The sequence below is a fragment of the Brevibacterium luteolum genome (genome assembly GCF_025147615.1).
In the GTDB taxonomy this organism is placed as follows: Bacteria; Actinomycetota; Actinomycetes; order Actinomycetales; family Brevibacteriaceae; genus Brevibacterium; species Brevibacterium luteolum.
Window position 1 is genome coordinate 1 of record NZ_JALXPM010000023.1, and the last position, 20,812, is coordinate 20,812.

The window sequence follows — 20,812 nt, forward strand, 5'->3', positions numbered from 1 at the left end:
CGGCGATGTGCCGGCTGAGCTCAGCCGGAGTTCACATCAGCTGCGCGGGGTCGTGACGTACTTGACCTCGAGGAACTCGTCGATGCCGACCTGTCCGCCCTCACGGCCGAGACCGGAGTGCTTGACTCCGCCGAACGGCGCGCCCGGGTTCGACACGAGACCGGTGTTGAGGCCGATCATGCCGCATTCGAGCTGCTCGGAGAGCTTCATGCCGCGAGCGAGGTTCTCGGTGAAGAGGTAGCCGGAGAGACCGAAGTCGGTCTCGTTGGCCATCTCGACGGCCTCTTCATCGGTGTCGAAGGTGAAGATCGCAGCGACGGGCCCGAAGATCTCCTCCTTGCGGATCTCGGAGTCCTCCGAGACGTTCGTCAGCACGGTCGGCTCGTAGAAGTAGCCAGGTCCGTCGACCTTCTTGCCGCCGGTGAGGACCTTCGCGCCCTTCTCGACAGCGTCGTCGACGAGGCTGGCGACCTTGTCGCGAGCCTTCTCCTCGACGAGCGGGCCGATCTTGTTGTTCTCATCCAGGCCGTTGCCGACGGTCATCTTGCCCATCTCATCGGCCATGCGCTGCGCGAACTCATCGGCCAGCGAGGAGTGGACGAAGAAGCGGTTGGCAGCCGTGCAGGCCTCGCCGATGTTGCGCATCTTGGCCAGCAGCGCACCTTCGACGGCCTTGTCGAGGTCAGCGTCCTCGCACACGACGAACGGGGCGTTGCCGCCGAGCTCCATCGAGGACTTCATGACGTTCTGCGCGGCCTGCTCCAGCAGTCCGACACCGACCTCGGTCGAACCGGTGAAGGTGACCTTGCGGGCGATGTTCGACTCCATCCACGGGGTCACAACCCGGCGAGCGGAGTTCGAGGTGACGACATTGAGCACACCGGCGGGCAGGCCGGCGTCCTTGAGCACGTCGACGAGCATGAGCGAGGTCAGCGGGGTGAGCTTCGCAGGCTTGAACACCATCGTGCAGCCGGCCGCGATCGCCGGGCCGATCTTGCGGGTGCCCATCGCCAGCGGGAAGTTCCACGGGGTCACGAGCACCGACGGGCCGACCGGCTCACGGGAGACCATAATGCGGTTCTTGCCATCAGTGGACTGCATGAAGTTGCCGGAGACGCGCACGGCCTCCTCGGCGAACCAGCGGAAGAACTCAGCACCGTAGGCGACCTCGCCGCGGGCCTCGGCGATGCCCTTGCCCATCTCGGCGGTCATCACCGTGGCGATGTCCTCCTGGCGCTCGATGAGCAGCTCATAGGCCCTGCGCAGGATCTCGCCGCGCTCACGCGGGGGCACGGCAGCCCATTCGGCCTGCTTCTCACCGGCGACCCGGATCGCCTCCTCGGCATCGGCTGCCGAACCGTCGGCGACAGTCGCGATGACCTCACCGGTGGCCGGGTTCTCCACGTCGATGGTCTTGCCGCCTTCGGCCTCGCGCCATTCGCCGTTGATGAAGAGACCGGTGTTGACCTTGTCCAGAATGGGCTGGATGTCCATGTTCGCCTCCTTGAGAAACGAGAGTTCGTATGAAACTGCGGGGTTCCGCTGCCAGTCTAGACCGCGGCCGCACATTGTGAAGCCGGGCTGAGCGCACATGAGACACCGCAGCGCTGACCGGCGATAGAGCCGGTCAGCTGGGTGGGGAATCAGGCGAGGTGGTCCTGCCACTGCGGGTGCTTGCCGACGTAGCGTTCGACATACGAGCACGTCGGGCGGATCCGGTAGCCGGCATCGACGGTGTCGGTCAGTGCATAGTCGACGAGCGCGCCGGCCAGCCCGCGGCCGCCCCATGCAGGGGAGACGACGGTGTGGTCGAAGTCGCGGATGCCCCCGGCATCCGCCTCACCGGACTGGTGATAGTCGGCGAACCCGATCTGCTCGCCGTCATGCCTGATGGTGTACCGGCTGGCCTCTGCATCGTGGGCCAGGGTGAAGGTCTCGGAGTCGACGGTGATGTCCATGTGCGTCCTTTCATCGGCCTACCGGCAGCCGGCTGGGAGTCCCGACCGCCTCGGAAACGGCAGTGTCCTCACCGCACGACTCTACTCCCGTCATGCGAGCGGCCCGGACGCGGGGCGATCTGCCCGCTAGGCTGGTGGGAGACCGCCGCAGGCCCAACCCGGGAGGACCCATGAAGATCATCGACGGTGACACGATTCTCGCCCACATGGATTACGGGCAGGCGATCGAGGCGCTGCGCAATGCACTGGCCGGGGACTTCGACCCTGCGAACGATTCGGCCCGGGTGTCGGCTGAGCTCAGCCGCGGCGAGTTCCTCTTCATGCCCGCCGAACTCGGCCGCTACTGCGGGTTCAAGGCCCTGACCGTCACCCCGGACAACCCCGATGACGGGCATCCGCGCATCCAGGGCAGCTACCTGCTGCTCGACTCCTACAACCACACCACCCTGGCCTACCTCGACGGGATCGCCATCACGAACATCCGCACCCCGGCCGTCTCACTGGCTGGAGTCAAGGACGCCATCGAGGAGCGGTTCCCCGACGGTGTGCGCCTGGCGCTCTACGGAGTCGGCCCGCAGGCTCTGCCGCACGTCGACGCCACCGCGGCGGTCACACAGATCCACGACGTCAAGGTCGGCGTCAAGAGCCTGGAACGCGCCGATGAGGTGCTGGCCGGCCTCGCCGACCGCGGGCTGAGCGGCTCCCCGATCCTCTCCGGCAGCGAAGGCGCCGAGCAGGCGCTGGCCGACTGCGACCTCATCATCACCGCGACATCGTCCTCCGAGCCGCTGTTCAATGCCGCGAGCATCCGCAAGGACGCGATCGTCGTGGCGATCGGCTCCCATTCCCCGGACAGCCGTGAGCTGCCGGCTGAGCTGCTCGGCCGCGGCACCGTCATCGTCGAAGCCAAGCACACCGCCGAAGCCGAATGCGGCGACCTCGTGCTGGCGATCGCGGAGAACGAGCTGACGATCGATGACGTCGTGACCTTCCGCGACGTCGTGTGCAAGGGCACCGCGATCCTCGACCCGGACAAGCCGGTCGTGTTCAAGACCTCCGGCATGTCGTGGGAGGACCTCGCGATCGCCTCAGCCGTGTACGAGGCGCTCGAACGGTGACGACACCGGCAGGAGAGGCCTTCGCCCCCGTGCAGGTGGGCGAGGCCGACATCCCCGACTGGGTCGTCCTCATCGAGTCCGCCTACCGCGGCGATGCCTCCAGGGCAGGGTGGACGACCGAGGCCGATCTGCTCGACGGACAGCGCCTCGATGCGCAGCTGGCCGCCCAGACTCTGGCCGAACCCGGCACCGTCGTGTTCCTCGTCCGCGCAGCCGACAGCACACCGCTGGCGACCGTGCAGCTCGTCGAGCGCGATGATGCCTGCGCCTACCTCGGAATGTTCGCGGTCGCCCCGGCCGCGCAGGGCACCGGCACCGGGTCGAAGCTCATGGCCTGGGCCGAGGCGTGGGTTGAGGAGAACTGGCACGCCGCCCGGATCCGGATGAGTGTCATCCGGCAGCGCAGCGAGCTCATCGCCTACTACCAGCGCCGCGGTTATGCGCCGACCGGCGAAGTCGAGCCGTTCCCCTATGGGGACGAGCGCTTCGGCATCCCCAAGCGCGACGACCTGGAATTCGCGATCCTGGAGAAGCAGCTCGGCTGAGGAGCATCAACCGATCGCGACGCGTTCGCGGTTCCGGCCCATCGGCAGGCTGAGGGCGGCGAGCGTGTGGATGATGATGCCGGCGATGAGTGCGGCCAGGGCCAGCCATGCGGCAGCCGGCATTCGCTCGCCGAGCACGATCGTGCCCATGAGGGTGGCGGCGATGAGCTGGACGAGCATGACGATCGCCGCCACCGGCGCGGCGATGCGTGTGACCGTGGTGAAGAACAGCGGATAGGCGACGAGGAACGTCAGCGTCGTCGTCCCGAATACCGAGGTGCCGCCGGTCGACAGACGCTTCGACGAAATCGTCATGAGTGCGTGTGCGGCAGCGGCAGTGACGGCCAGGCACACGCCGATGACCCACACCTCGGAGGCGGTCGCTCCGTTCGTCAGCCCGACGACACAGGCCATGGTGACCAGCGGCGGGATCATCGTCAGCCAGCCGGCGTCGTGATGCGCACATGCTTTGTCCGCCTAACCCTGTACAGGTACACTTGATGTGTCAAGGGTTAGGAGGCTCGGATGCCAATACGCGAACTTGGGCCAGCCTTCACGCTCGGGGACGCTCGCGCGGCGGGTCTCACCAAGGATCAGGTGTACTCCTTGCTCGATCGCGACGAGATCGAACGGGTGGGGCGGGGAGTCTATGTGTGTCCCGACGTCCTTCAGCCTGCGCTCACCGTGCTTGCTGCGGCAACCGCGCTTCGTCACGACGCGACGCTATGTCTGACGAGCGCTCTTGTGCACCACGAGCTCAGCGACGCGATCCCGTTCGGTTCCGACATAGCGCTGCCGCGCGGAACTCACCAGCCCGCCGGCCTCTCGAATGTGAGCTGGCATAGCTTCGACCCGGCTACTTTCGCGATCGGACGTGAATATGCAGACGCGGGAGGAGGAGCCAGGGTTGCGATCTACTCCGCAGAGCGGACCATCGTTGACGCTTTTCGGCTCATGCACCAAGAAGGCAGCGACGTTGCGTATGAGTCGCTTCGACGCTGGCTGCGACAGCGAGGCAACACGCCAGCAGGTCTGCTGAAGGTTGCGGGCTCGTTCCCGAAGGCGCTCCCTCGGATCCGTCACGCTTTGGAGGTGCTCCTGTGACTCCGCCAACGCCCTCCAGAGATACCCCAGCGGGGCGCGCGTACAACGACCTCCGTAATCTCGCCAGGCGGCAGAACCGTGACCCAGCGGAGTACATCACCCTGTACGCGCTGGAAGGCTTCTTAGCCCGACTTGCCTCGTCCGAATCTGCCACAGACTTCGTCCTTAAAGGTGGCGTGCTCATGGTGGCCTTTGCTGATCGGCGACCAACCAGGGATATCGACTTCGCGGCGCGAGGGTTCACCAACGATATCCCCGAGGTTGAAAGACGCGTCATAAGCATCCTTGCCGTTCGCCGCGATGACGGGCTCGAGTTCGATCTCGATTCCGTCAACGGAGAGCGGATCCGTGATGAAGCCGACTACAACGGTGTGCGAGTCAAAGTGACCGCACAGTTGGCGACCGCGCAGGTTGCGCTGCATATCGACGTGAACTTCGGGGACCCCATCTGGCCTGCACCCGCAGAGGCGGTCCTGCCGCTCCTATTGGGCGGCACGCTGCGCCTCCTGGGATACCCGGACCACATGGTTCTCGCAGAGAAGATCGTCACCGCCCTCGAAAGAGGAGAGCAGAACACCCGTTGGCGAGACTTCACGGATATCGCCGCCATTGCCCGCTCCCGAGTCGTCTCAGGTGCGGATCTACAGGAAGCAATCGGTGTTGTCGCCCGCTACCGGCAGGTCGAGCTGGAACCGCTTGGTCCGCTGCTGTCTCAGATGCCAGCATTCGCACAGCGCAAGTGGCAAGTCTGGCGAAAGAAGCAGAGGATCGAGCAGTCGACCCCAGTGAGATTCGCAGACCTGCTCGCAACATGTTTGGACTTCGTCGAGCCGGTCCTCGCAGGCAATACAGACCGATTGCATTGGAACTTTTCTTCTCAAGCCTGGGAAGAACCAACGTCGGTAAGTATTGAGCGTGCACTGAATAGTTCGTCGAGCCTCATTGAAGGGGAGAAGACCAGTGAACGAACAGGTACGGACTCGGCTGAGAATGGCTATAGATGACAGCGTGTGCGGCGCGAGGGCCAGCGGATCATGCGGCGCTTGATTCGAGCGGCTGCCCGTTCCGATCTGCCTCCCGGCTTTGACCGTGACCGGTGCGCTGAACTGCGTGTCGCCTCTATCGCCAGCCCGTAGTCGACTTCAGCTCATCGCGACGCGTTCGCGGTTCCGGCGCATCGGCAGGCTGCGGGCGGCGAGCGTGTGGATGATGATGCCGGCGATGAGTGCGGCCAGGGCCAGCCATGCGGCAGCCGGCATCGGCTCGCCGAGCACGATCGTGCCCATGAGGGTCGCGACGATGAGCTGGACGAGCATGACGATCGCCGCCACCGGCGCGGCGATGCGCTTGACTCCGGCGAAGAACAGCGGATAGGCAACCACCGAGGCGAAAACGGCCAGCACGGCCAGGCAGCCGATGACCGCCCACGGCCGGTCCGTGTGGCCGAGGAATCCGTTGGCTGCTGCGAACGGGGTGAGGGCGACCGAGGCGATGAGGAAGGTCAGCGTCGTCGTGCCGAACACCGAGGTGCCGCCGGTCGACAGGCGCTTCGACGAAATCGTCATGAGTGCGTGTGCTGCGGCGGCGGTGACGGCCAGGCACACGCCGATGACCGACACCTCGGCGGCGGTCGCTCCGTTCGTCAGCCCGACGACGCAGGCCATGGCGACCAGCGGCGGGATCATCGTCAGCCAGCCGGCGAGGTTGAGACGGGTGCGCAGCAGCGGCATCGACAGCACCGCCATCGCCACCGGGCTCACGGCCAGCGGCACGATCGTGCCGAGGCCGGCGCCGAGGGAGGCGACCGAGGCGTACATGAGCGACTGGGCGGCCGCGAGCGCCGAGCCGATGATGATGAGGGCGAAGCCGTGCCGGTGCATGATCGCCAGCAGGCTCGGCTCACCGCCGTGACGCTCAGGTGAGAAGACGCGGCGGGCCTCATAGGCAAGGGCGAGGATGATGCCGGCGGCGAGGAACCGCCAGAACGTCACGGTGGCAGCCGACATCGTCGAGATCGCGAAGATGAAGCCGGCGACACCGGCGCCGACTCCCCAGGTGGCAGCACCAGCAGCGACCGAGGCGACACCGGCCCAGTCGGTGCGCTCACCGACCGCCGTGGCAGGTGAGACCGGCAGGCGGGAAGCAGGCGTGAGCGTGTGCTGTGCAGGGGAGTGGACCATGAGGCTCATGGTAGGAGAAATCGGTTGGCACGCGATTGCCGCTATTGCCCTTCAGCCGAGAATCTTGGCATGATTCACTCATGGATACCATCGATCGCGCTATCATCGACCACCTGGCTCTGGACGGGCGGCTGAATAACACCGAACTGGCCGACCGGGTCGGCCTCACCCCGTCGCCGTGCCTGCGCCGGGTCCGTCGGCTCGAAGCCGAGGGCATCATCACCGGCTATCACGCCCGCATCGACCCGGCGGCGATCGACCGGGCGTGTGAGGTCATCGTCCACGTCGACATGGGCACGAAGACCAAGCAGATCGCCGAGACCTTCGAAGGTGAGCTCATCGACTGCGATGAGGTCATCGAGCTGCGCCGCATGTTCGGCAACCCCGACTACCTCGTGCGCATCGCCGTGAAGGACTTGGAGGCCGCCGAGCACTTCATCTCCCAGGTGCTCACCGCCATCGAGGGTGTCGAGCGGGTCAGTTCCCACATCACCATGAAGGTCCTCAAAGCCCCGCTGTGAGGCCGAACATGTAGATACAGCTGACGCCGGTAGGCATCGTTCGTTAACTTGTGATCATTGACGAGTAGTCGAACACATGTATATGGTGTGTGGCACAGGACACATGAGTGATGATCAAAGGAGATCACCCAATGGCTGCTGCCCCGCCAAAGTCAAGTGCGGTACTTAGTACGAACGCGCTAGGAAGTGATCTTGAGTCGATGCTCCCCCTCACGCTTCTGCGTGTGCGGGAGGCGTTCATGGTTCGCATTAGGCCTCTATTGGCCGATGCCGGCATCACTGAGGCTCAGTGGCGAACATTGCGAGTGCTTTATCGACACAACAAGCTTGATTTCGGCGAACTTGCTGACGCGGCCTTCGTTCAGCGTGCGAGCCTAACGCGGATTATTAAACAATTGGCGGATCGCTCATCGGTCACACGGACGATTAACCAGCAGGATCAACGCCAAGTAGATATTGAGCTTACTGCCATGGGGCGTGAACTAGTGGACTCGCTACTGCCGGTTATCGAGGCGACCTACGAGAAAATTGCTGATCAGGTAGGTGATCCCCACCTGATGGGCCTTCGGAATGCCTTGACTGACTTCATCGAGTCTCTCGACGGATAGGCAGCCTGACAGAACGACTTCCTCGAAGCGTAGAGGTGGACGACTTATATGGCGGTCCTGTGGAGGCAGTGACCGCGAACGTTATAGAAGGAGATTTCCATGTTTAAGAATCGAAAGACCGTCATCGCAGCGGTGAGCTCGGCAGCTACGCTAGCCATAGTCCTTTCAGCATGTGGCGAGTCCGGCGCTAGCGGGGGAAGCGACGAAAAGGTAGTTCTCGGCTTCCCCGGCGGCCTTGGACCGACGGATGTTCCCGCCGTGAAGGCGCTCGAGGTCATGAAGGACGAAGGGTGGGATACGGACTACATCGAGTTCGATTCCCCAGACGTCCAGACGCAGGCGCTTATCTCAGGCGACACAAATCTCGCATCAATGGGACCGGCCACTGTCATGGCCGCCGACGTCCAGGGCGGTTCGATGAAAATGGTGGGTGAGAACAACAGCAACGACCTGCTCATTGTGACTGCTGGTGATGTCAACGAATGCTCAGAGTTGGACGGTAAGCCAGTTGCCTATCATTCGGAAGGCTCGACCTCGACGGCGCATCTGCGAGCGTGGATAGACGACCAGTGCTCCGGTACTGAGCCTCAGTGGATGGTCATTTCAGGCTCTGGGAACCGCACAGCTGCGCTCGTCGATGGTCAGATTGCAGGAACTATCGTCCGTACCGAGGACTGGGTTGCAGGAACCGAAGGAACGAACACTGATGCTCATGTCCTCGACGAGCTCTCCGCGACACAGTCGGATCTACTCACTCAGACAATTGTAACTACAGAGGAGAACACGGATTCCGAAGCTACGGACAAATTTCTCGAAGAACTTGACAAGCAATTCCAGGCTGTAAACGAAGACCCTGAAACCTACGCGGAGGGGGCCGCCGACCTGTTGCCAAACATCGAAAACGACACACTCACGAACATCTACGCTTCGCTCGTAGAGCAAAACGTCTTCCCAGAATCGCATGAACTCTCGAAAGACAAAGTCGATGCTACCATCAGCTTTTACGAGGATTCGGAAACAATCCCAAGGGGGGAGGTCAGCAGCGAAGACGTAGCGAAACTGTGATTGGGAGAGAGGGAATACATGTCCTCGGCAATTGCTGACCCACGATCCTCACGCAACCCAATAAATCCAGGCGGAGGTCATCGAAATAATACGCCTAAAATAAGGGTCCTGCGTCTACGGCAACCCCAGACTCAGTTGAAAGCATGGGCTCTGAGGCTGATAGCTTTCGCAATTTTTGCGGGTGTTTGGCAACTCGCCGCGATAAGAGCTGACTCAATTCTAATCCCAACTTTTCTTGAGACCGTCCGTGGATTCTGGGAGCTCACGTTTACGACTGGTGAACTATGGCCGGCGTTAGGCGTATCAAACTTAGCTTTGGTAGCAGGTTTTCTAGCCGCAGTTGCCGTGTCTTTGCCCCTCGGCTTGGCAATGGCGCGCTGGCGAGTGGTTGATGACTTCTTCAATCCTTTGGTGGCAGTTAGCCTAGCGTTGCCAATCGCGCCTTTGGTGCCGGTTATCCTAGTAGCAATGGGTCTAGGTTTATTGCCTAAAGTGGTAGTAATCTTTCTCTTCAGCTGGGTGTTTATCGTTACAAACGTCCGGGCGGGGGTGCGAACTGCCGATAAGTCGCTTATCGATATGGCGCGAAGCTACGGTGCAAGCGAAGCCACGGTCTGGTGGAGGATACTCATTCCAAGTGCCCTGCCTGCGATTTTCTCGGGTTTGCGCGTTGGTCTTGGACGAGCCTTCGCAGGAATGGTGATCGTCGAGCTAATTATGTTGCCTGTCGGTATTGGTGCACTCCTGCTTGATTTCCGTGGCGATTTCCGAGCGGACCTACTCTATGCCACAGTCATTGCGGTTGTGATAGAGGCCGTGCTCATCACAGTCGTCATGCAGTTCTTTGAAAAGCGACTCTCTTCTTGGAGGTAAGAATGATCCGTATCGATAATGTGGCGCACCAGTACGAGACGAAGACCGGTGCGTTGACAACTGCGCTTACTGACGTCAACCTGACCATCGGAGACAACAAGTTCGTTACATTGCTTGGACCATCGGGCTGCGGCAAGACCACCTTGATGCGAATAATTGGTGGTCTTGTCACCCCTACTTCTGGCAATGTCGAGGTAAATGGTAAATCTGTGAACGGACCAGACACGGATTGTGCCGTTGTTTTCCAGAATTTCGCTCTCATGCCTTGGGCGACTGTTCGAGATAATGTTGCCTTTGGTTTGGAGATGAGGGGTGTTAAGAAGTCTGAGCGATATGCAGAAGCCGATAGGCAGATCGGGATAGTTGGCCTTAAGGGGTTCGAAACGAAGCTCCCGAAGGAACTCTCCGGAGGTATGCAGCAGAGGGTGGGTCTGGCTCGCGCGCTTGCTGTCAATACGAACATCATGCTTATGGACGAACCCTTTGGAGCCTTAGATCAGCAAACCCGCCGCTACATGCAGGAAGAACTCATTCGGATTTGGGAGGAGCATCGCAAGACGGTCGTGTTTGTGACTCATGACATGGAGGAGGCGGTGCTCTTAGCGGACCAGGTGGTGCTTATGTCCGCTCGACCTGGACGGATTGAAGAAGTTATTGATGTTGGCATTCCGCGTCCGCGTAATCCCGAGGCAGTGGAACGAATGCCAGAATTTATTGAGATGAAAGAGTATCTTTGGGGACGCCTTCGTGACATGTACAAGCTTAGCGAGCGTGCGTCATGAGTCTTGCAGGTGTCAAGTCGGTCGGGCCGGATGCGGATGGGTTTGAATCGAAGCGCCGCTATGGCGTGGGAAGCGTGATCGCAACTTCATGGCGAGCTTTTGGCTCGCTTCTTGTTCTCCTCGTTGTCTGGGAGGCTGTCGGTCGAGCCTCCGATGTAGTTTGGCTCCCGCCCGTTTCCAAGGTAGTGATCCAGCTAGTTGAGTTGTTTGCAACCGGGGAACTCTCGACCCATCTGTTTGCAAGTCTGTCGTCGCTGGCGATCGGTTTTTCCTTATCGTTAATCATCGGCCTCGTGGTTGGTGTATTAATGGGCTTGTTCCCATCAGTTTACACTGCCCTCGATGTTTATGTTAACGCCATGTTATTCGCGCCGTCGCTGATTTTTGCACCGATTTTTTTCGCGATTTTTGGACTATCGGATGCGACTCGTATCAGTGTCGTGGTCATGTACACGGTTTTCGTTATCATCATTAATACTGCTACCGCGGTCCGTGATGTGGAAGCTCCGCTCCTCGAAATGTCTGCTGTTTTCGGTGCAAACCGGTGGAAGACGCTTCGAAAGATCGTCATTCCGGCCTCTTATCCGCTTGTTATCGCGGGTCTGAGGTTAGGGGCTGGTCGAGCTGTGAAGGGTATGATCAATGGAGAGATCTTCATTGCCTTGGTGGGTATTGGTGGGCTTGCCGCCAAATACGGTAAGGCCTACGACTTTGTATCGCTTTGGGCGATTTCATTGTTCATCATGATCCTTGCTGTAGTAATCAATTTGGTAGTGAGTTGGCTCGAGAAGCGTTTAACTTCATGGGTCGAATGAGTCCAGGTTTCAGTGATGTTGCGGGTGCTTGGTGCGCATGCAACGTTGTGGGTCGCGGGGCTATCCTGTCTCTGCGATGATGTTCCCTGTAACCGGTGGCTTGTCTAGTGGCGCCACTTTGAGGGAAAGGTCGTGTGCATGCCGGTCTCGCCGCGGGTCCGCAGCCAGCTCAAGCTCATGGGCGCCCAGCTCTTCGCCGGCGCCGGCATCGCCTCAGGCTACGCCGTCGGCGGGCTGCTGGCCGAGCAGATCACCGGGCACACCGAGATGGCCGGGTTCGCGCAGATGGCCGTCATCCTCGGTGCCGGGCTCATCTCCTACCCGCTGGCCACCCTCGCCGGAGCGCGCGGGCGCCGCTTCGCACTCTCACTGGGCTTCGGCATCGGCGCTGCCGGCACCATCGTCGTGCTCGCCGGCGTCATCATCGCCTGGCTGCCGCTGTTCCTGGCGGGCATGCTCATGTGCGGCTCAGCGACCGCCGCCGGCCTGCAGGCCCGCTACGCCGCCGTCGACCTCGCCGATCCGGCCCGCGCGGCCCGGGCGATGTCGCTGGTCGTGTGGGCCACGACCGTCGGCTCGGTGCTCGGGCCCAACTTCACTGCCCCTGGCGCCCGGCTCGGCGAGCAGCTCGGCCTCAACCCGCTGGCCGGGCCGTATGTCATCTCGATGGTCTGCTTCGCCCTGGCCGTCGTGTGCACGGCCCTGCTGCCCGGCCGCCTGGCCCAGCAGCTTCCCGAACCGGCCGCCTCTGCAACGGTGCCGGAACAGAAAGTGGAGACCACCGCCTCGGGACCGGAGGCCACCGCGCCCGAGGCGGGTGAGACCGCCCAGCACCCGCACCCGCCCGACCGGTCGCGTTTAGGACTCATCGCCGCGCTCCGGTTCGTCGCCGCCCGGCCGATTCCGCTGTTCGCCATCATCACGATCGTCGCCGGGCAGATGATGATGACCAACGTCATGGTCATGACGCCGCTGCACATGGACCACCACGGCTTCCACCTCGGCGAGGTCGGGCTCGTCATCAGCATCCACATCGCCGGCATGTACGGGCTGTCCCCGGTCTTCGGGTGGATGGCCGACCGGTACGGCCCGTTCACCGTCATCATCACCGGCATCATCAGCTTCGTCATCACCATCATCCTCGGCGTCCTCGATGCACTGCGCGAGGTCTCCTCGATGCCGCTGCTGACGACCGCGCTGTTCCTGCTCGGGGTGTCCTGGTCGATGACGCTCATCGGTGGCTCGGCGCTCCTGAGTGCCAGTGTGCCGGCGCGGGCGAAGCTGACCCTGCAGGGCGCTTCGGATTCGGCGATGAACCTCGGCGGTGCGCTCATGGCGGCCACCGCCGGCACCGTTCTCGGGCTCGGCGGGTTCCTGTGGATCAATCTCTCAGCCTCGTTCGTGCTGCTGGCCACCGTGCTCGTCGGCCTGCGCGCAGCCCTCTACGCTCGCAGGGCGTCCCGGGCGGTGCGCGGACCCCGCCAGCCGGCCGCCACCCACCGCTGAGCGCACAGCAGCAAGGCCCCGGTCACGCGACCGGGGCCTCACTGTGTGAGCAGACTCAGACGGCCAGCCAGATGCCGAGGCCTGCGACGCCGGCGACGATGAGCGTCGACAGGGTGGCCAGCAGCACCGGCATGAACCCGAGCTTGATGAGCGACTTGATGTGCACACCCGAACCGAGGGCGAACATCGCCGCGGTCAGCGCGATCGTCTGGCCGATGCCGGCAGCAGTGACGGCCCAATCGGGCAGCCAGCCGAGCGTGCGGACGATCGCCATGGCGAGGAATCCGATGATGAACAGCGGCACGAGCGGCGGACGGGAAGCCTTGACCTCCGAGTCCGGGCCCGGGGTCAGCGCCGAAGCCGAGGAGCGGCGCACCGAGATCGCCAGGATCGCGACGATCGGGGCGAGCATGAGCACGCGGGCGAGCTTGACGACGACAGCGACCTTGAGCGCCTCGGGACCGATGATCCCGCCGATCGCCACCACCTGGGCGACCTCGTGGGTCGACGCGCCGGCCCACATGCCGGCGGTCTCCTCACCCAGCCCCAGCAGCCCGGCGATGAGCGGGACGGCTGCGATCATGAGGGTGCCGAAGAGCACGACGAGGGCGATCGCGGCGGCGACGTCCTCCTTGCGGGCGCGGACCGTCGATTCGACACCGGCGATCGCAGCGGCACCGCAGATCGAGAAGCCGCAGCCGATGAGCAGTGACAGATCCCGGCCCATGCCGAGCGCGCGGCCGAGCCCGATCGTGCCGAGCATGCCGATGGTGACAACGGCGATGACGACGAGGATCATCTTCCAGCCCAGCGACACAATGTCACCCAGCACCAGCTGCGCACCGAGGAGGATGATGCCCAGGCGCAGGATCTTCTTCGAGGAGAACTGCATGCCCGGAGCCCACGACGCCGGCAGATCGCCCATGACATTGCGCAGCACGATGCCGAGGATGATCGCGATGAGCAGCGCGGAGGCCAGCGGCACGAAGTGCGCGATCCCCATCGCCACCGGCGTGGCCGCGGCACACACGAGCAGCCCGGGGAGGAACTTCCCGAGGCGGTGGTCGGTCAGCTTGTTGCCGGACCCGTGCGGGGCCTGCGGGCTGGAGGCTGCTGGGCGTGCCGGGGCGGCAGTCGCGCCTGCCCGGGTCGTCGTCGAGTCGTTGTTCTCTGCCATGCCCTCCACTTTGGGGGAGCAGGCGGCCGGTCAGTAGGCCCCAGTTCCGTCCCACCCTCATATGAACTTGATATGACCGCCTGCTGGGCGCACACTTGAGACCATGACCTCGCCCGATGATGCGCACCCGCCTGCCGGCCGCCTGCCCGACCCGCAGGTGCTGGCCCTGCTCGTCGAACTCGACCGGCACACCACCTCGATCGGGCAGGCCGCCCGGGCCCTCGACCTGGCCCAGCCGAACGCCTCTAGGATGCTGCGCACCTTCGAACGCGAATCCGGCATCCCGCTGCTCAACCGCAGCCCGCGCGGCACCAAGCTCACCCCGCAGGGCCAGGCGCTCGCCGCCTGGGCTGCAGAGATCATGACCGGTTACGACCACCTGCTCTCCGGGATGGCGGCACTGCGCCGCGAGGTCGGCGCGCGCGTGCGGGTGAGCGCGTCGATGACGATCGCCGAGCACCTGCTGCCGCAGTGGCTCGAGCGCTTCCGCACCAACCATCCGAATGCCGATGTCGGCATGAGCATCTGCAACACGACCGCCGTGTGCGCCAACGTCCGCGAGGGCAGCTGCGACATCGGGCTCATCGAATCGACCCGCGTGCCCGATGACCTCACTGCCCACCCGATCGGCACTGACACGCTTGTCATCGTCGCAGCTCCTACCGTGGCTGCTCAGTTCGCCGCGCCCGAGGCGGTCGACGCCGCCCAGCTCGCCGCCCGTCCGCTCGTGGTTCGGGAGGAGGGCTCGGGCACCCGCGAGGTCATCGAAGCAGCTTTGCGCAGTGCTGGGGGAGTGCAGGTGGCAGCGGCGTTTCCTTCGAATGCCGCCGTCAAAGTCGCCGCGCTCGCAGGCCTCGCCCCGGCGGCGATCTCACGCTTGGCCGTCGAGTCCGAGCTGCGCACCGGCAGCCTCGTCGAGGTGCCGGTCACAGATGAGGTGCGGCTGTCCCGGCCGCTGCATGCCCTGTGGGCGAAGGGTCCGCGGCTGCGCGGGGCAGCCGCGGACTTCCTCGCGCTCATCAGTGCGGAGTGACCGCGCGCCTCACTCTGGCCGGTGAATACTGAGCCGCCCCCGCGTATGGTGGCTGCGGGGGCGGCATGAGTATCAGTTAGAGAGCAGTTTATCCAGGATTCGGTTTCTGGATCCTCGGTTGAAACCTTCAAAGTACGTGCTGTGTGTGACCTTGACCGTTTCGATCGAGTCAGACCCAACAAGGACGATATCGACTGCGCTCGAGTCACGGTACTTGGCTTCCCGGACGGCATATTCTTCGACAGCACGCTCGGCGTCATCACCGAAGTCGAGCTGCTCGAGGAGCTCGTCCTTGGCATGGTCAAAGACCAGCAAGAAATGCTTGATTCCGCTCATTCTTCCTCCTCAGCCGTGCCTAGAACCGCATCTACCTGGATCCACAGGGACTCGAACTCGGCGCTGAGATGCGCTGGCGGAGTCGTTCCCTCGTCCTCATGAGCGTACAACTCAGACAGAACGCGGGCAAACCTCTGAATAACGTGATCTTTTGAATCCTGTTTGAAGTTCTCACCGAGTTGTCCTGAGAACCCTTCTACCATCTGAGCCCACGCATGCATCCTTCTAGATCTCAGTTGTACCTCCAGGTGAAGGCCTGATTCGGAGACCACGACATGGATTGCCCGATAACCGGAATCTCTGGGACAGGATATGTAGTCTCGTCGGTCCACGATTCGGTCGGACCAGCGGTCGCAGAGTGCGGAGTCATAACGGATCAAGTTTGCCAACGAATCTACGACAACCCGTAGACCACCGATATCTTGCATTCGTGAGAAATCTAGCCCGGGTTCTCGGATGCACAGCTTCTCCACGATTGTTGCTTCTCTCTTGAGCCGTTGAGTCACGCTGGCTTCGATGCTGAGCTGAGACGCGAGGCTTCTCAGCTCGGTGTTCAGATCGACCATCGGCCGGTTGAAGCGGGATCGATGAGCTTGCATCGTCCTGATAGCGCCCTGAAACTCCTCTAAGGTCGCTTCACCGCGCATGTACTTGCGCATGATCGAGCCAGCTTTGCGGAGGGCAGACCTCGAAGGAGGTGGAGAAGTTCCTGTGTTCATGCCTGTCAGCCTAAGACGAGGCACGGACGTTGGGCGTGTCCGCCGCCTAGCTCAGACTGCTGATCGTCCGATTCTCGCTCTCGCTCACGTGGACGAAATGCCTCACCCCGGCCGGTGTTCGGTGAAGACCTCCTCGAACACGGCGGTGCCGAACTTCCGGTAGTCGGTGTCGTCGTCGTACCACTCATCGAGGTCCTCAACCCCGCCGCCGTCGGTGAAGCCGAGCTCCTCGATCCGCGTACTCCACTTCTCACCGGCAGCGCTCATGTCATCGGCAAGGCTGTCCTGCCCGGCCTGCTCACCGGCTTCACGGCTCATCTGCTGCGTCTGCTCACCGAGTTCCTTCTGCACCTCGGACGGGAACTCGGTGATGGTCCCGCCGGCATCCTTGACCGCCCCGACTGCCACAGCATTGCCGCCGACGGAGACCTGCATCTGCCCGTCGAAGGCGGCGATCATCGCATCGTAGATGACCTGCTGGTAGGCAAGCGGCAGCTCACGGTAGGTCTTGCCCGCCATATACGCCCCAGGGGAGCGGGAGAAGCTGTGCTCGGTCGGATACGCGATGTGCTTGGCGACATCGAACATGCCCGACTCGGCTGCCGGGATGAGCTGGCCGAGGTCGCAGTCGATGGTGTTGCGCTGCAGCGCCTCATAGGTCTCTGGGAACGGCAGCGACACCGGAGTCGCACCGAGGTTCTGGATCTGCTCGGACTGGGCCGAGGATCCGATCCGGATCTGCCGTCCGTCGAAGTCCTCAGCAGTCTCCAGCGGGTCGGTGCAGATCGTGTAGTACCCGCCAGAGGCAATGAGCGGGATGAGCGGGCTCAGCCCCTGCGCCTCGAACTCCTCGACCAGCGCATCGGAGCCCCACGCCACCTCGGCGCCGGCGGCATTGGCGACGAGCTCACCGGCGTACGGCGAGCTCGGCAGCAGCGCAAGCGCGGTGCTCATCGCATCGAAGGCGGGGAACTCGGCCGGGTCGTAGGCCGGCAGCGTGAAGGCCAGGTCGACGCGTCCGTCGGCGAGGGCATCGTGGACTTCGGTGTAGCCGGCGATCGCCTGGCCCCATACGATGTCGACGCTGATCTTGCCGCCGGAGCGCTTCTCGATCTCCTCGGCCAGCACCGTGCCGCCGGGCGCCATGACGGACTTCTCGCTGGCAGCCGTTGGCTGGTAGGTGATCGTCACCGGGTCGAGATCGGCCAGAGCCGCATCGACGTCGGTCTGTTCGGCCCCGAAGTCGAAGCCGCTGCCGGCGCCTGCACTGTTCGTCGACGGGCCGCCGGCCGATCCTGCGCATCCGGCCAGCATGACAGCCGCCGAGGCGGCCGCGGTGGCGAGCAGACGGCGAGCGAGGGTCGGGCGGGGAGATGATCCGGAGGCAGGCAGTCGTGTCATGTCAAACATCTTATGGACAGCGCACGCGCAGCGGTCTATGAGAGTCCTCACATACCGCTGCGCGTGCGTGCCGGTCAGCTGTTCAGCGTCCAAGCGCTGAGCCGCCCAGGCGCTGTGCCGCCCAGGCGACGTGCCGGTCAGCTCGGGCGGTGCTCGATCGCCTTGCCGTTTTCGTAGTTGTGCTTGGCGAACTCGGTGTAGTCGGTGTCCTTGTCGTACCACTCGTCGAAGTCACCGGTCTCACCGTCGTCGACGTAGCCGAGGTCCTCGATCGCGCGCTGCTGGCGGTTAGTCGCCTCGGCGATCGCGTCGACGTTCTCCTGGCTCAGCTTGCCGTCGGTGACGGCCTGCTTGATGAGCTCCTGGGAGTACTCGCCGACGTTGTCCTGCACATCATCGTCGAACGGCTCGACCTCACCACCGGCTGCCTTCGCCTGGCTGATGGCATCGGCGTTGCCGTCGATGACGGCCTTCATGCCACCGGAGGCGGCCAGGGCATTCGAGTCGAAGATGATCTGCTGGTAGGCCAGCGGAAGCTCCGTGAACGTCTGGCCGGCCAGGTAGGCGCCGGCTGTGCGCGAGAAGGAGTGGTCGGTGGTGTAGCCGAGGTTCGGTGCGACATCGAAGATGCCGGACTCTGCCGAGGGCACGAGCTGGCCGAGCGTGCAGTCGACGGTGCCGCGCTGCAGCGCCTCATACGTCTCCGGGTACGGCAGCGAGACCGGAGAGCCGCCGAGCTTCGTCACCTGCGCAGCCTGTGCCTGCGAGGCGATGCGGATCTGGCGTCCCTTCCAGTCATCGGCAGAGGAGGTCGGCTCAGCGCACACGTTGTAGTACCCGCCCGAGGCAGCGAACGGCGTGAGCGGGACGAGGCCCTTGGACTCGTATTCCTCGATCGCCTCCGGGATCTGCCAGGCGATGTCGCTGCCGACGGCGTTGGTCACGAGCTCGCCGGCGAACGGCGAGGCCGGCTGGTCGGCCATCGCGGTGCCGATCGCATCGATGACCGGGAACTCATCGGGGAAGTAGCCCGGCAGCGTATAGGCCACGTCGACACGACCGTCGGCCAGGGCGTCATGCACCTCAGCGTAGGAGGCGATCGCCTGACCCCACACGATGTCGACGGTGATCTTGCCGCCGGAGCGCTCCTCGACGAGCTCCTTGAACACGGTGCCTGTCGGGGCCATGACCGACTGCGCGCTGGCCGAGGAGGGCTGGTACTTGATGGTGACCGGGTCGAGATCCTTGATGAGCTCATCGACCTCGGACTGGTCGGCGCCGTACTCGAAGCCGTCACCGCCGCCTTCGCCTCCGCCGCCCCCGCCGGCGCTGCCGGCACAGGCGCCCAGCGTCAGTGTGAGTGCGGCGCCGGCAGCCAGGGCACCGGTGGCGTGCGCCCGCCGCGTCTTCATCAGGTGGGTTGTCACGAGAGTCTCCTTCTCTTCCTGCGCCGGGTCAAGCCCCAGCAGGCTGTGCCGGCAGCGCCGCCGGCGGTGTGGGTCGGGGTCTGGCGCCGGGTGGCAGCAGACCGAACGGTTGAGTCGGGAAGTCATCGTCAGCCGCCGGCTGGGTTCATCTGGGCCGGCAGCCAGGTCGCCATCTCCGGGAACAGGATCATGAGGGCGAGGAACAGCACGGCGATCGGCAGGAACCACAGCAGTGCAGTGAACACGTCCTTGAGGGTGATCGTGTGCCCGAGGTTGACCTCCGGCGCCTTGGCGATGTTGTGGACGATGTAGGACAGGATGCCCACCGGCGGGGTGATCATGCCGAGCTCGCCCAGCAGGACGACGAACACCCCGAACCACAGCGCCGAGACGTCCATCGCGTCGAGGGTCGGCAGCAGGATCGGGATCGTCAGCAGCATCATCGACAGGGTGTCGAAGAACATGCCCATGATGAGGTAGACGACCACGAGCACGAGCAGGAAGCTGATGCGCGAGAGCCCGAGGTCGGTGATGAATCCGGTGATCATCGGCGCCAGGCCGGTGATGGCCAGCAGCTTCGTCAGCATCTCCGCGCCGATCATGATGAAGAAGATCGCAGCTGTTGCGCTCACCGTCGAGATCGCAGCCTGCGACACGCGGGTGAGCGGCTTGTCGCGGCGGGTGTAGAGCAGGCACAGCAGCAGGGCTGCGAACGCGGCGGCCGCACCGGCCTCGGTCGGGGTGAAGGCACCGGAGAACATGCCGCCGAAGAGCACGATGAGGATGAGCGGGAAGCCCCAGATGTCACCAAGGGAACGGAACCGGTCCCGCCAGGTCGAGGCCACCGCCTCGGTGCCGGTTCCTGTGCCCTTGCCCACCAGAGCCGGGGCGAAGAGACCGAGGAGGAAGATGAAGACGGCGAAGGTGACCGCCAGCAGGATGCCCGGCAGGGTGCCGGCGATGAGCTGCGGGCCGACCGGCACCGAGGCGATGCCGGCATACACGACGAGCAGGATCGACGGCGGGATGAGGTTGCCGGGCAGGCCGGCGACGATGACGGTGCCCACGGCCACCCGCCGGTCATAGCCGGCACGCAGCATCTCCGGGATGCCGGCCCGGCCAAGCGCATATGTCATGCCGATCGTCGAGCCGGACACTGAGGACAGGCCCGCACCGGCGGCGGTCGTGCCGATGCCGATGCCGCCGGGCAGCCACGAGAACCAGTGATCGGCAGCCCGGTAGATCTTCGACGTCAGCCCCGACTGAGTCAGCAGCATGCCCATGAAGATGAACATCGGCAGCACCGAGTACGACCACTGCGAGACCGAATGGAACGGCGAGGTCGAGAGGATGTTGACGGTGGCTGGGATGCCGGAGAGGGCATAGACGCCGATGAGGCTGGGCACCGCGAGTGCGATCGCGGCAGGCACGGCGAGGAAGAGCAGGATGAGCATCATCGCGATGCACCACATGCCGGCGATCTGCGGGGTGGGGCTGGTGAACAGCCCGGCGAGGCAGCCGGCGAAGAGCGCCAGGCCGATGCCGAGAGTCAGCCAGCTGCCGCGGCCGGCGCGGGCTTCCTGGGCGGCACGCGCCTCGGCCTTCTTGTCGGCGGGCAGCAGCTGAGTGGGGGAGATGGTCATG

At 63.7% G+C, this 20,812-nt stretch carries 22 protein-coding genes; 12 read left to right on the forward strand and 10 right to left on the reverse strand.

The features are described 5' to 3' along the window. Positions 1-36 precede the first annotated feature (36 nt). Both M3C25_RS07280 and M3C25_RS07285 read right to left on the reverse strand, forming a co-directional pair. Complete coding sequence (locus tag M3C25_RS07280; RefSeq protein WP_259855552.1) at positions 37-1,494, reverse strand: NAD-dependent succinate-semialdehyde dehydrogenase; 1,458 nt, start codon at positions 1,492-1,494, stop codon at positions 37-39. Positions 1,495-1,643: 149 nt separating this feature from the next. After that, complete coding sequence (locus tag M3C25_RS07285) at positions 1,644-1,958, reverse strand: GNAT family N-acetyltransferase (protein ID WP_259855554.1); 315 nt, start codon at positions 1,956-1,958, stop codon at positions 1,644-1,646. A 170-nt stretch (positions 1,959-2,128) separates the two neighbouring features. Here M3C25_RS07285 and M3C25_RS07290 point away from each other — a divergent pair, with 170 nt between their 5' ends. Beyond that, positions 2,129-3,076 (forward strand): ornithine cyclodeaminase family protein, encoded by a 948-nt coding sequence (locus M3C25_RS07290; protein WP_259855556.1) that lies wholly within the window; start codon positions 2,129-2,131, stop codon positions 3,074-3,076. After that, positions 3,073-3,621, forward strand: a complete 549-nt coding sequence (locus M3C25_RS07295; protein ID WP_259855558.1) for a GNAT family N-acetyltransferase — start codon at positions 3,073-3,075, stop codon at positions 3,619-3,621. Before M3C25_RS07290 ends, M3C25_RS07295 begins: the two co-directional genes overlap by 4 nt. Before the next feature lie 6 nt (positions 3,622-3,627). Here the strand turns inward: M3C25_RS07295 and M3C25_RS07300 are convergent, their stop codons facing one another. After that, positions 3,628-4,056 carry a hypothetical protein gene (locus tag M3C25_RS07300; protein WP_259855560.1) on the reverse strand — a complete coding sequence of 143 codons (429 nt, stop codon included), beginning with the start codon at positions 4,054-4,056 and terminating at the stop codon, positions 3,628-3,630. Between the two features lie 90 nt (positions 4,057-4,146). On the opposite strand from M3C25_RS07300, the gene M3C25_RS07305 reads away from it, so the two are divergent. After that, the gene (locus M3C25_RS07305; RefSeq protein WP_259855562.1) at positions 4,147-4,725 is read left to right on the forward strand and encodes a type IV toxin-antitoxin system AbiEi family antitoxin domain-containing protein; all 579 of its coding nucleotides are present in this window, start codon (positions 4,147-4,149) and stop codon (positions 4,723-4,725) included. Further along, a complete protein-coding gene (locus M3C25_RS07310; RefSeq protein ID WP_259855564.1) occupies positions 4,722-5,729 on the forward strand; it encodes a nucleotidyl transferase AbiEii/AbiGii toxin family protein in 1,008 nt (335 codons plus the stop codon). The genes M3C25_RS07305 and M3C25_RS07310 overlap by 4 nt, the downstream gene beginning before the upstream one ends. A gap of 138 nt (positions 5,730-5,867) precedes the next feature. Here M3C25_RS07310 and M3C25_RS07315 read toward each other — a convergent pair whose 3' ends face one another. Continuing rightward, entirely contained in the window at positions 5,868-6,905 is a 1,038-nt protein-coding gene (locus M3C25_RS07315; protein ID WP_259855566.1) for a DMT family transporter, read from the reverse strand. A gap of 80 nt (positions 6,906-6,985) precedes the next feature. Between M3C25_RS07315 and M3C25_RS07320 the strand changes: the two genes are divergently transcribed. The 7 genes from M3C25_RS07320 (at position 6,986) to M3C25_RS07350 (ending at position 13,075) form a co-directional block, all read left to right on the forward strand. Then, positions 6,986-7,426 carry an Lrp/AsnC family transcriptional regulator gene (locus M3C25_RS07320; RefSeq protein WP_259855568.1) on the forward strand — a complete coding sequence of 147 codons (441 nt, stop codon included), beginning with the start codon at positions 6,986-6,988 and terminating at the stop codon, positions 7,424-7,426. 131 nt (positions 7,427-7,557) lie between these two features. Beyond that, the gene (locus tag M3C25_RS07325) at positions 7,558-8,034 is read left to right on the forward strand and encodes a MarR family transcriptional regulator (protein WP_259855571.1); all 477 of its coding nucleotides are present in this window, start codon (positions 7,558-7,560) and stop codon (positions 8,032-8,034) included. Positions 8,035-8,133: 99 nt separating this feature from the next. Beyond that, positions 8,134-9,099 carry an ABC transporter substrate-binding protein gene (locus M3C25_RS07330; protein ID WP_259855573.1) on the forward strand — a complete coding sequence of 322 codons (966 nt, stop codon included), beginning with the start codon at positions 8,134-8,136 and terminating at the stop codon, positions 9,097-9,099. A gap of 345 nt (positions 9,100-9,444) precedes the next feature. Then, positions 9,445-9,972 carry an ABC transporter permease gene (locus M3C25_RS07335; RefSeq protein ID WP_259855574.1) on the forward strand — a complete coding sequence of 176 codons (528 nt, stop codon included), beginning with the start codon at positions 9,445-9,447 and terminating at the stop codon, positions 9,970-9,972. Positions 9,973-9,974: 2 nt separating this feature from the next. Beyond that, positions 9,975-10,754: an ABC transporter ATP-binding protein gene (locus M3C25_RS07340; protein ID WP_259855576.1), complete on the forward strand. Its 780-nt coding sequence runs from the start codon at positions 9,975-9,977 to the stop codon at positions 10,752-10,754. Continuing rightward, positions 10,751-11,569, forward strand: coding sequence for an ABC transporter permease (locus M3C25_RS07345; RefSeq protein WP_259855578.1), 819 nt, complete (start codon positions 10,751-10,753; stop codon positions 11,567-11,569). The genes M3C25_RS07340 and M3C25_RS07345 overlap by 4 nt, the downstream gene beginning before the upstream one ends. Positions 11,570-11,707: 138 nt before the next feature. Then, on the forward strand, positions 11,708-13,075 hold the full coding sequence (locus tag M3C25_RS07350) for an MFS transporter (protein WP_259855580.1): 1,368 nt from the start codon (positions 11,708-11,710) through the stop codon (positions 13,073-13,075). Positions 13,076-13,130: 55 nt separating this feature from the next. On the opposite strand, the gene M3C25_RS07355 is transcribed toward M3C25_RS07350, so the two are convergent. After that, entirely contained in the window at positions 13,131-14,252 is a 1,122-nt protein-coding gene (locus M3C25_RS07355; protein ID WP_259855582.1) for a YeiH family protein, read from the reverse strand. Between the two features lie 103 nt (positions 14,253-14,355). Between M3C25_RS07355 and M3C25_RS07360 the strand changes: the two genes are divergently transcribed. Beyond that, complete coding sequence (locus M3C25_RS07360; protein WP_259796983.1) at positions 14,356-15,285, forward strand: LysR substrate-binding domain-containing protein; 930 nt, start codon at positions 14,356-14,358, stop codon at positions 15,283-15,285. A gap of 72 nt (positions 15,286-15,357) precedes the next feature. On the opposite strand, the gene M3C25_RS07365 is transcribed toward M3C25_RS07360, so the two are convergent. From M3C25_RS07365 to M3C25_RS07385, 5 genes are all read right to left on the reverse strand, one after another. Next, a complete protein-coding gene (locus tag M3C25_RS07365) occupies positions 15,358-15,621 on the reverse strand; it encodes a hypothetical protein (RefSeq protein ID WP_102161900.1) in 264 nt (87 codons plus the stop codon). Then, a complete protein-coding gene (locus M3C25_RS07370; RefSeq protein WP_259855584.1) occupies positions 15,618-16,340 on the reverse strand; it encodes a RelA/SpoT domain-containing protein in 723 nt (240 codons plus the stop codon). Before M3C25_RS07370 ends, M3C25_RS07365 begins: the two co-directional genes overlap by 4 nt. Positions 16,341-16,442: 102 nt before the next feature. After that, positions 16,443-17,741: a TRAP transporter substrate-binding protein gene (locus M3C25_RS07375; protein ID WP_259796987.1), complete on the reverse strand. Its 1,299-nt coding sequence runs from the start codon at positions 17,739-17,741 to the stop codon at positions 16,443-16,445. Positions 17,742-17,878: 137 nt separating this feature from the next. Then, the gene (gene dctP / locus M3C25_RS07380) at positions 17,879-19,168 is read right to left on the reverse strand and encodes a TRAP transporter substrate-binding protein DctP (RefSeq protein ID WP_259855586.1); all 1,290 of its coding nucleotides are present in this window, start codon (positions 19,166-19,168) and stop codon (positions 17,879-17,881) included. A 128-nt stretch (positions 19,169-19,296) separates the two neighbouring features. Next, positions 19,297-20,811 carry a TRAP transporter large permease gene (locus M3C25_RS07385; protein ID WP_259855587.1) on the reverse strand — a complete coding sequence of 505 codons (1,515 nt, stop codon included), beginning with the start codon at positions 20,809-20,811 and terminating at the stop codon, positions 19,297-19,299. Position 20,812: the final 1 nt, after the last annotated feature.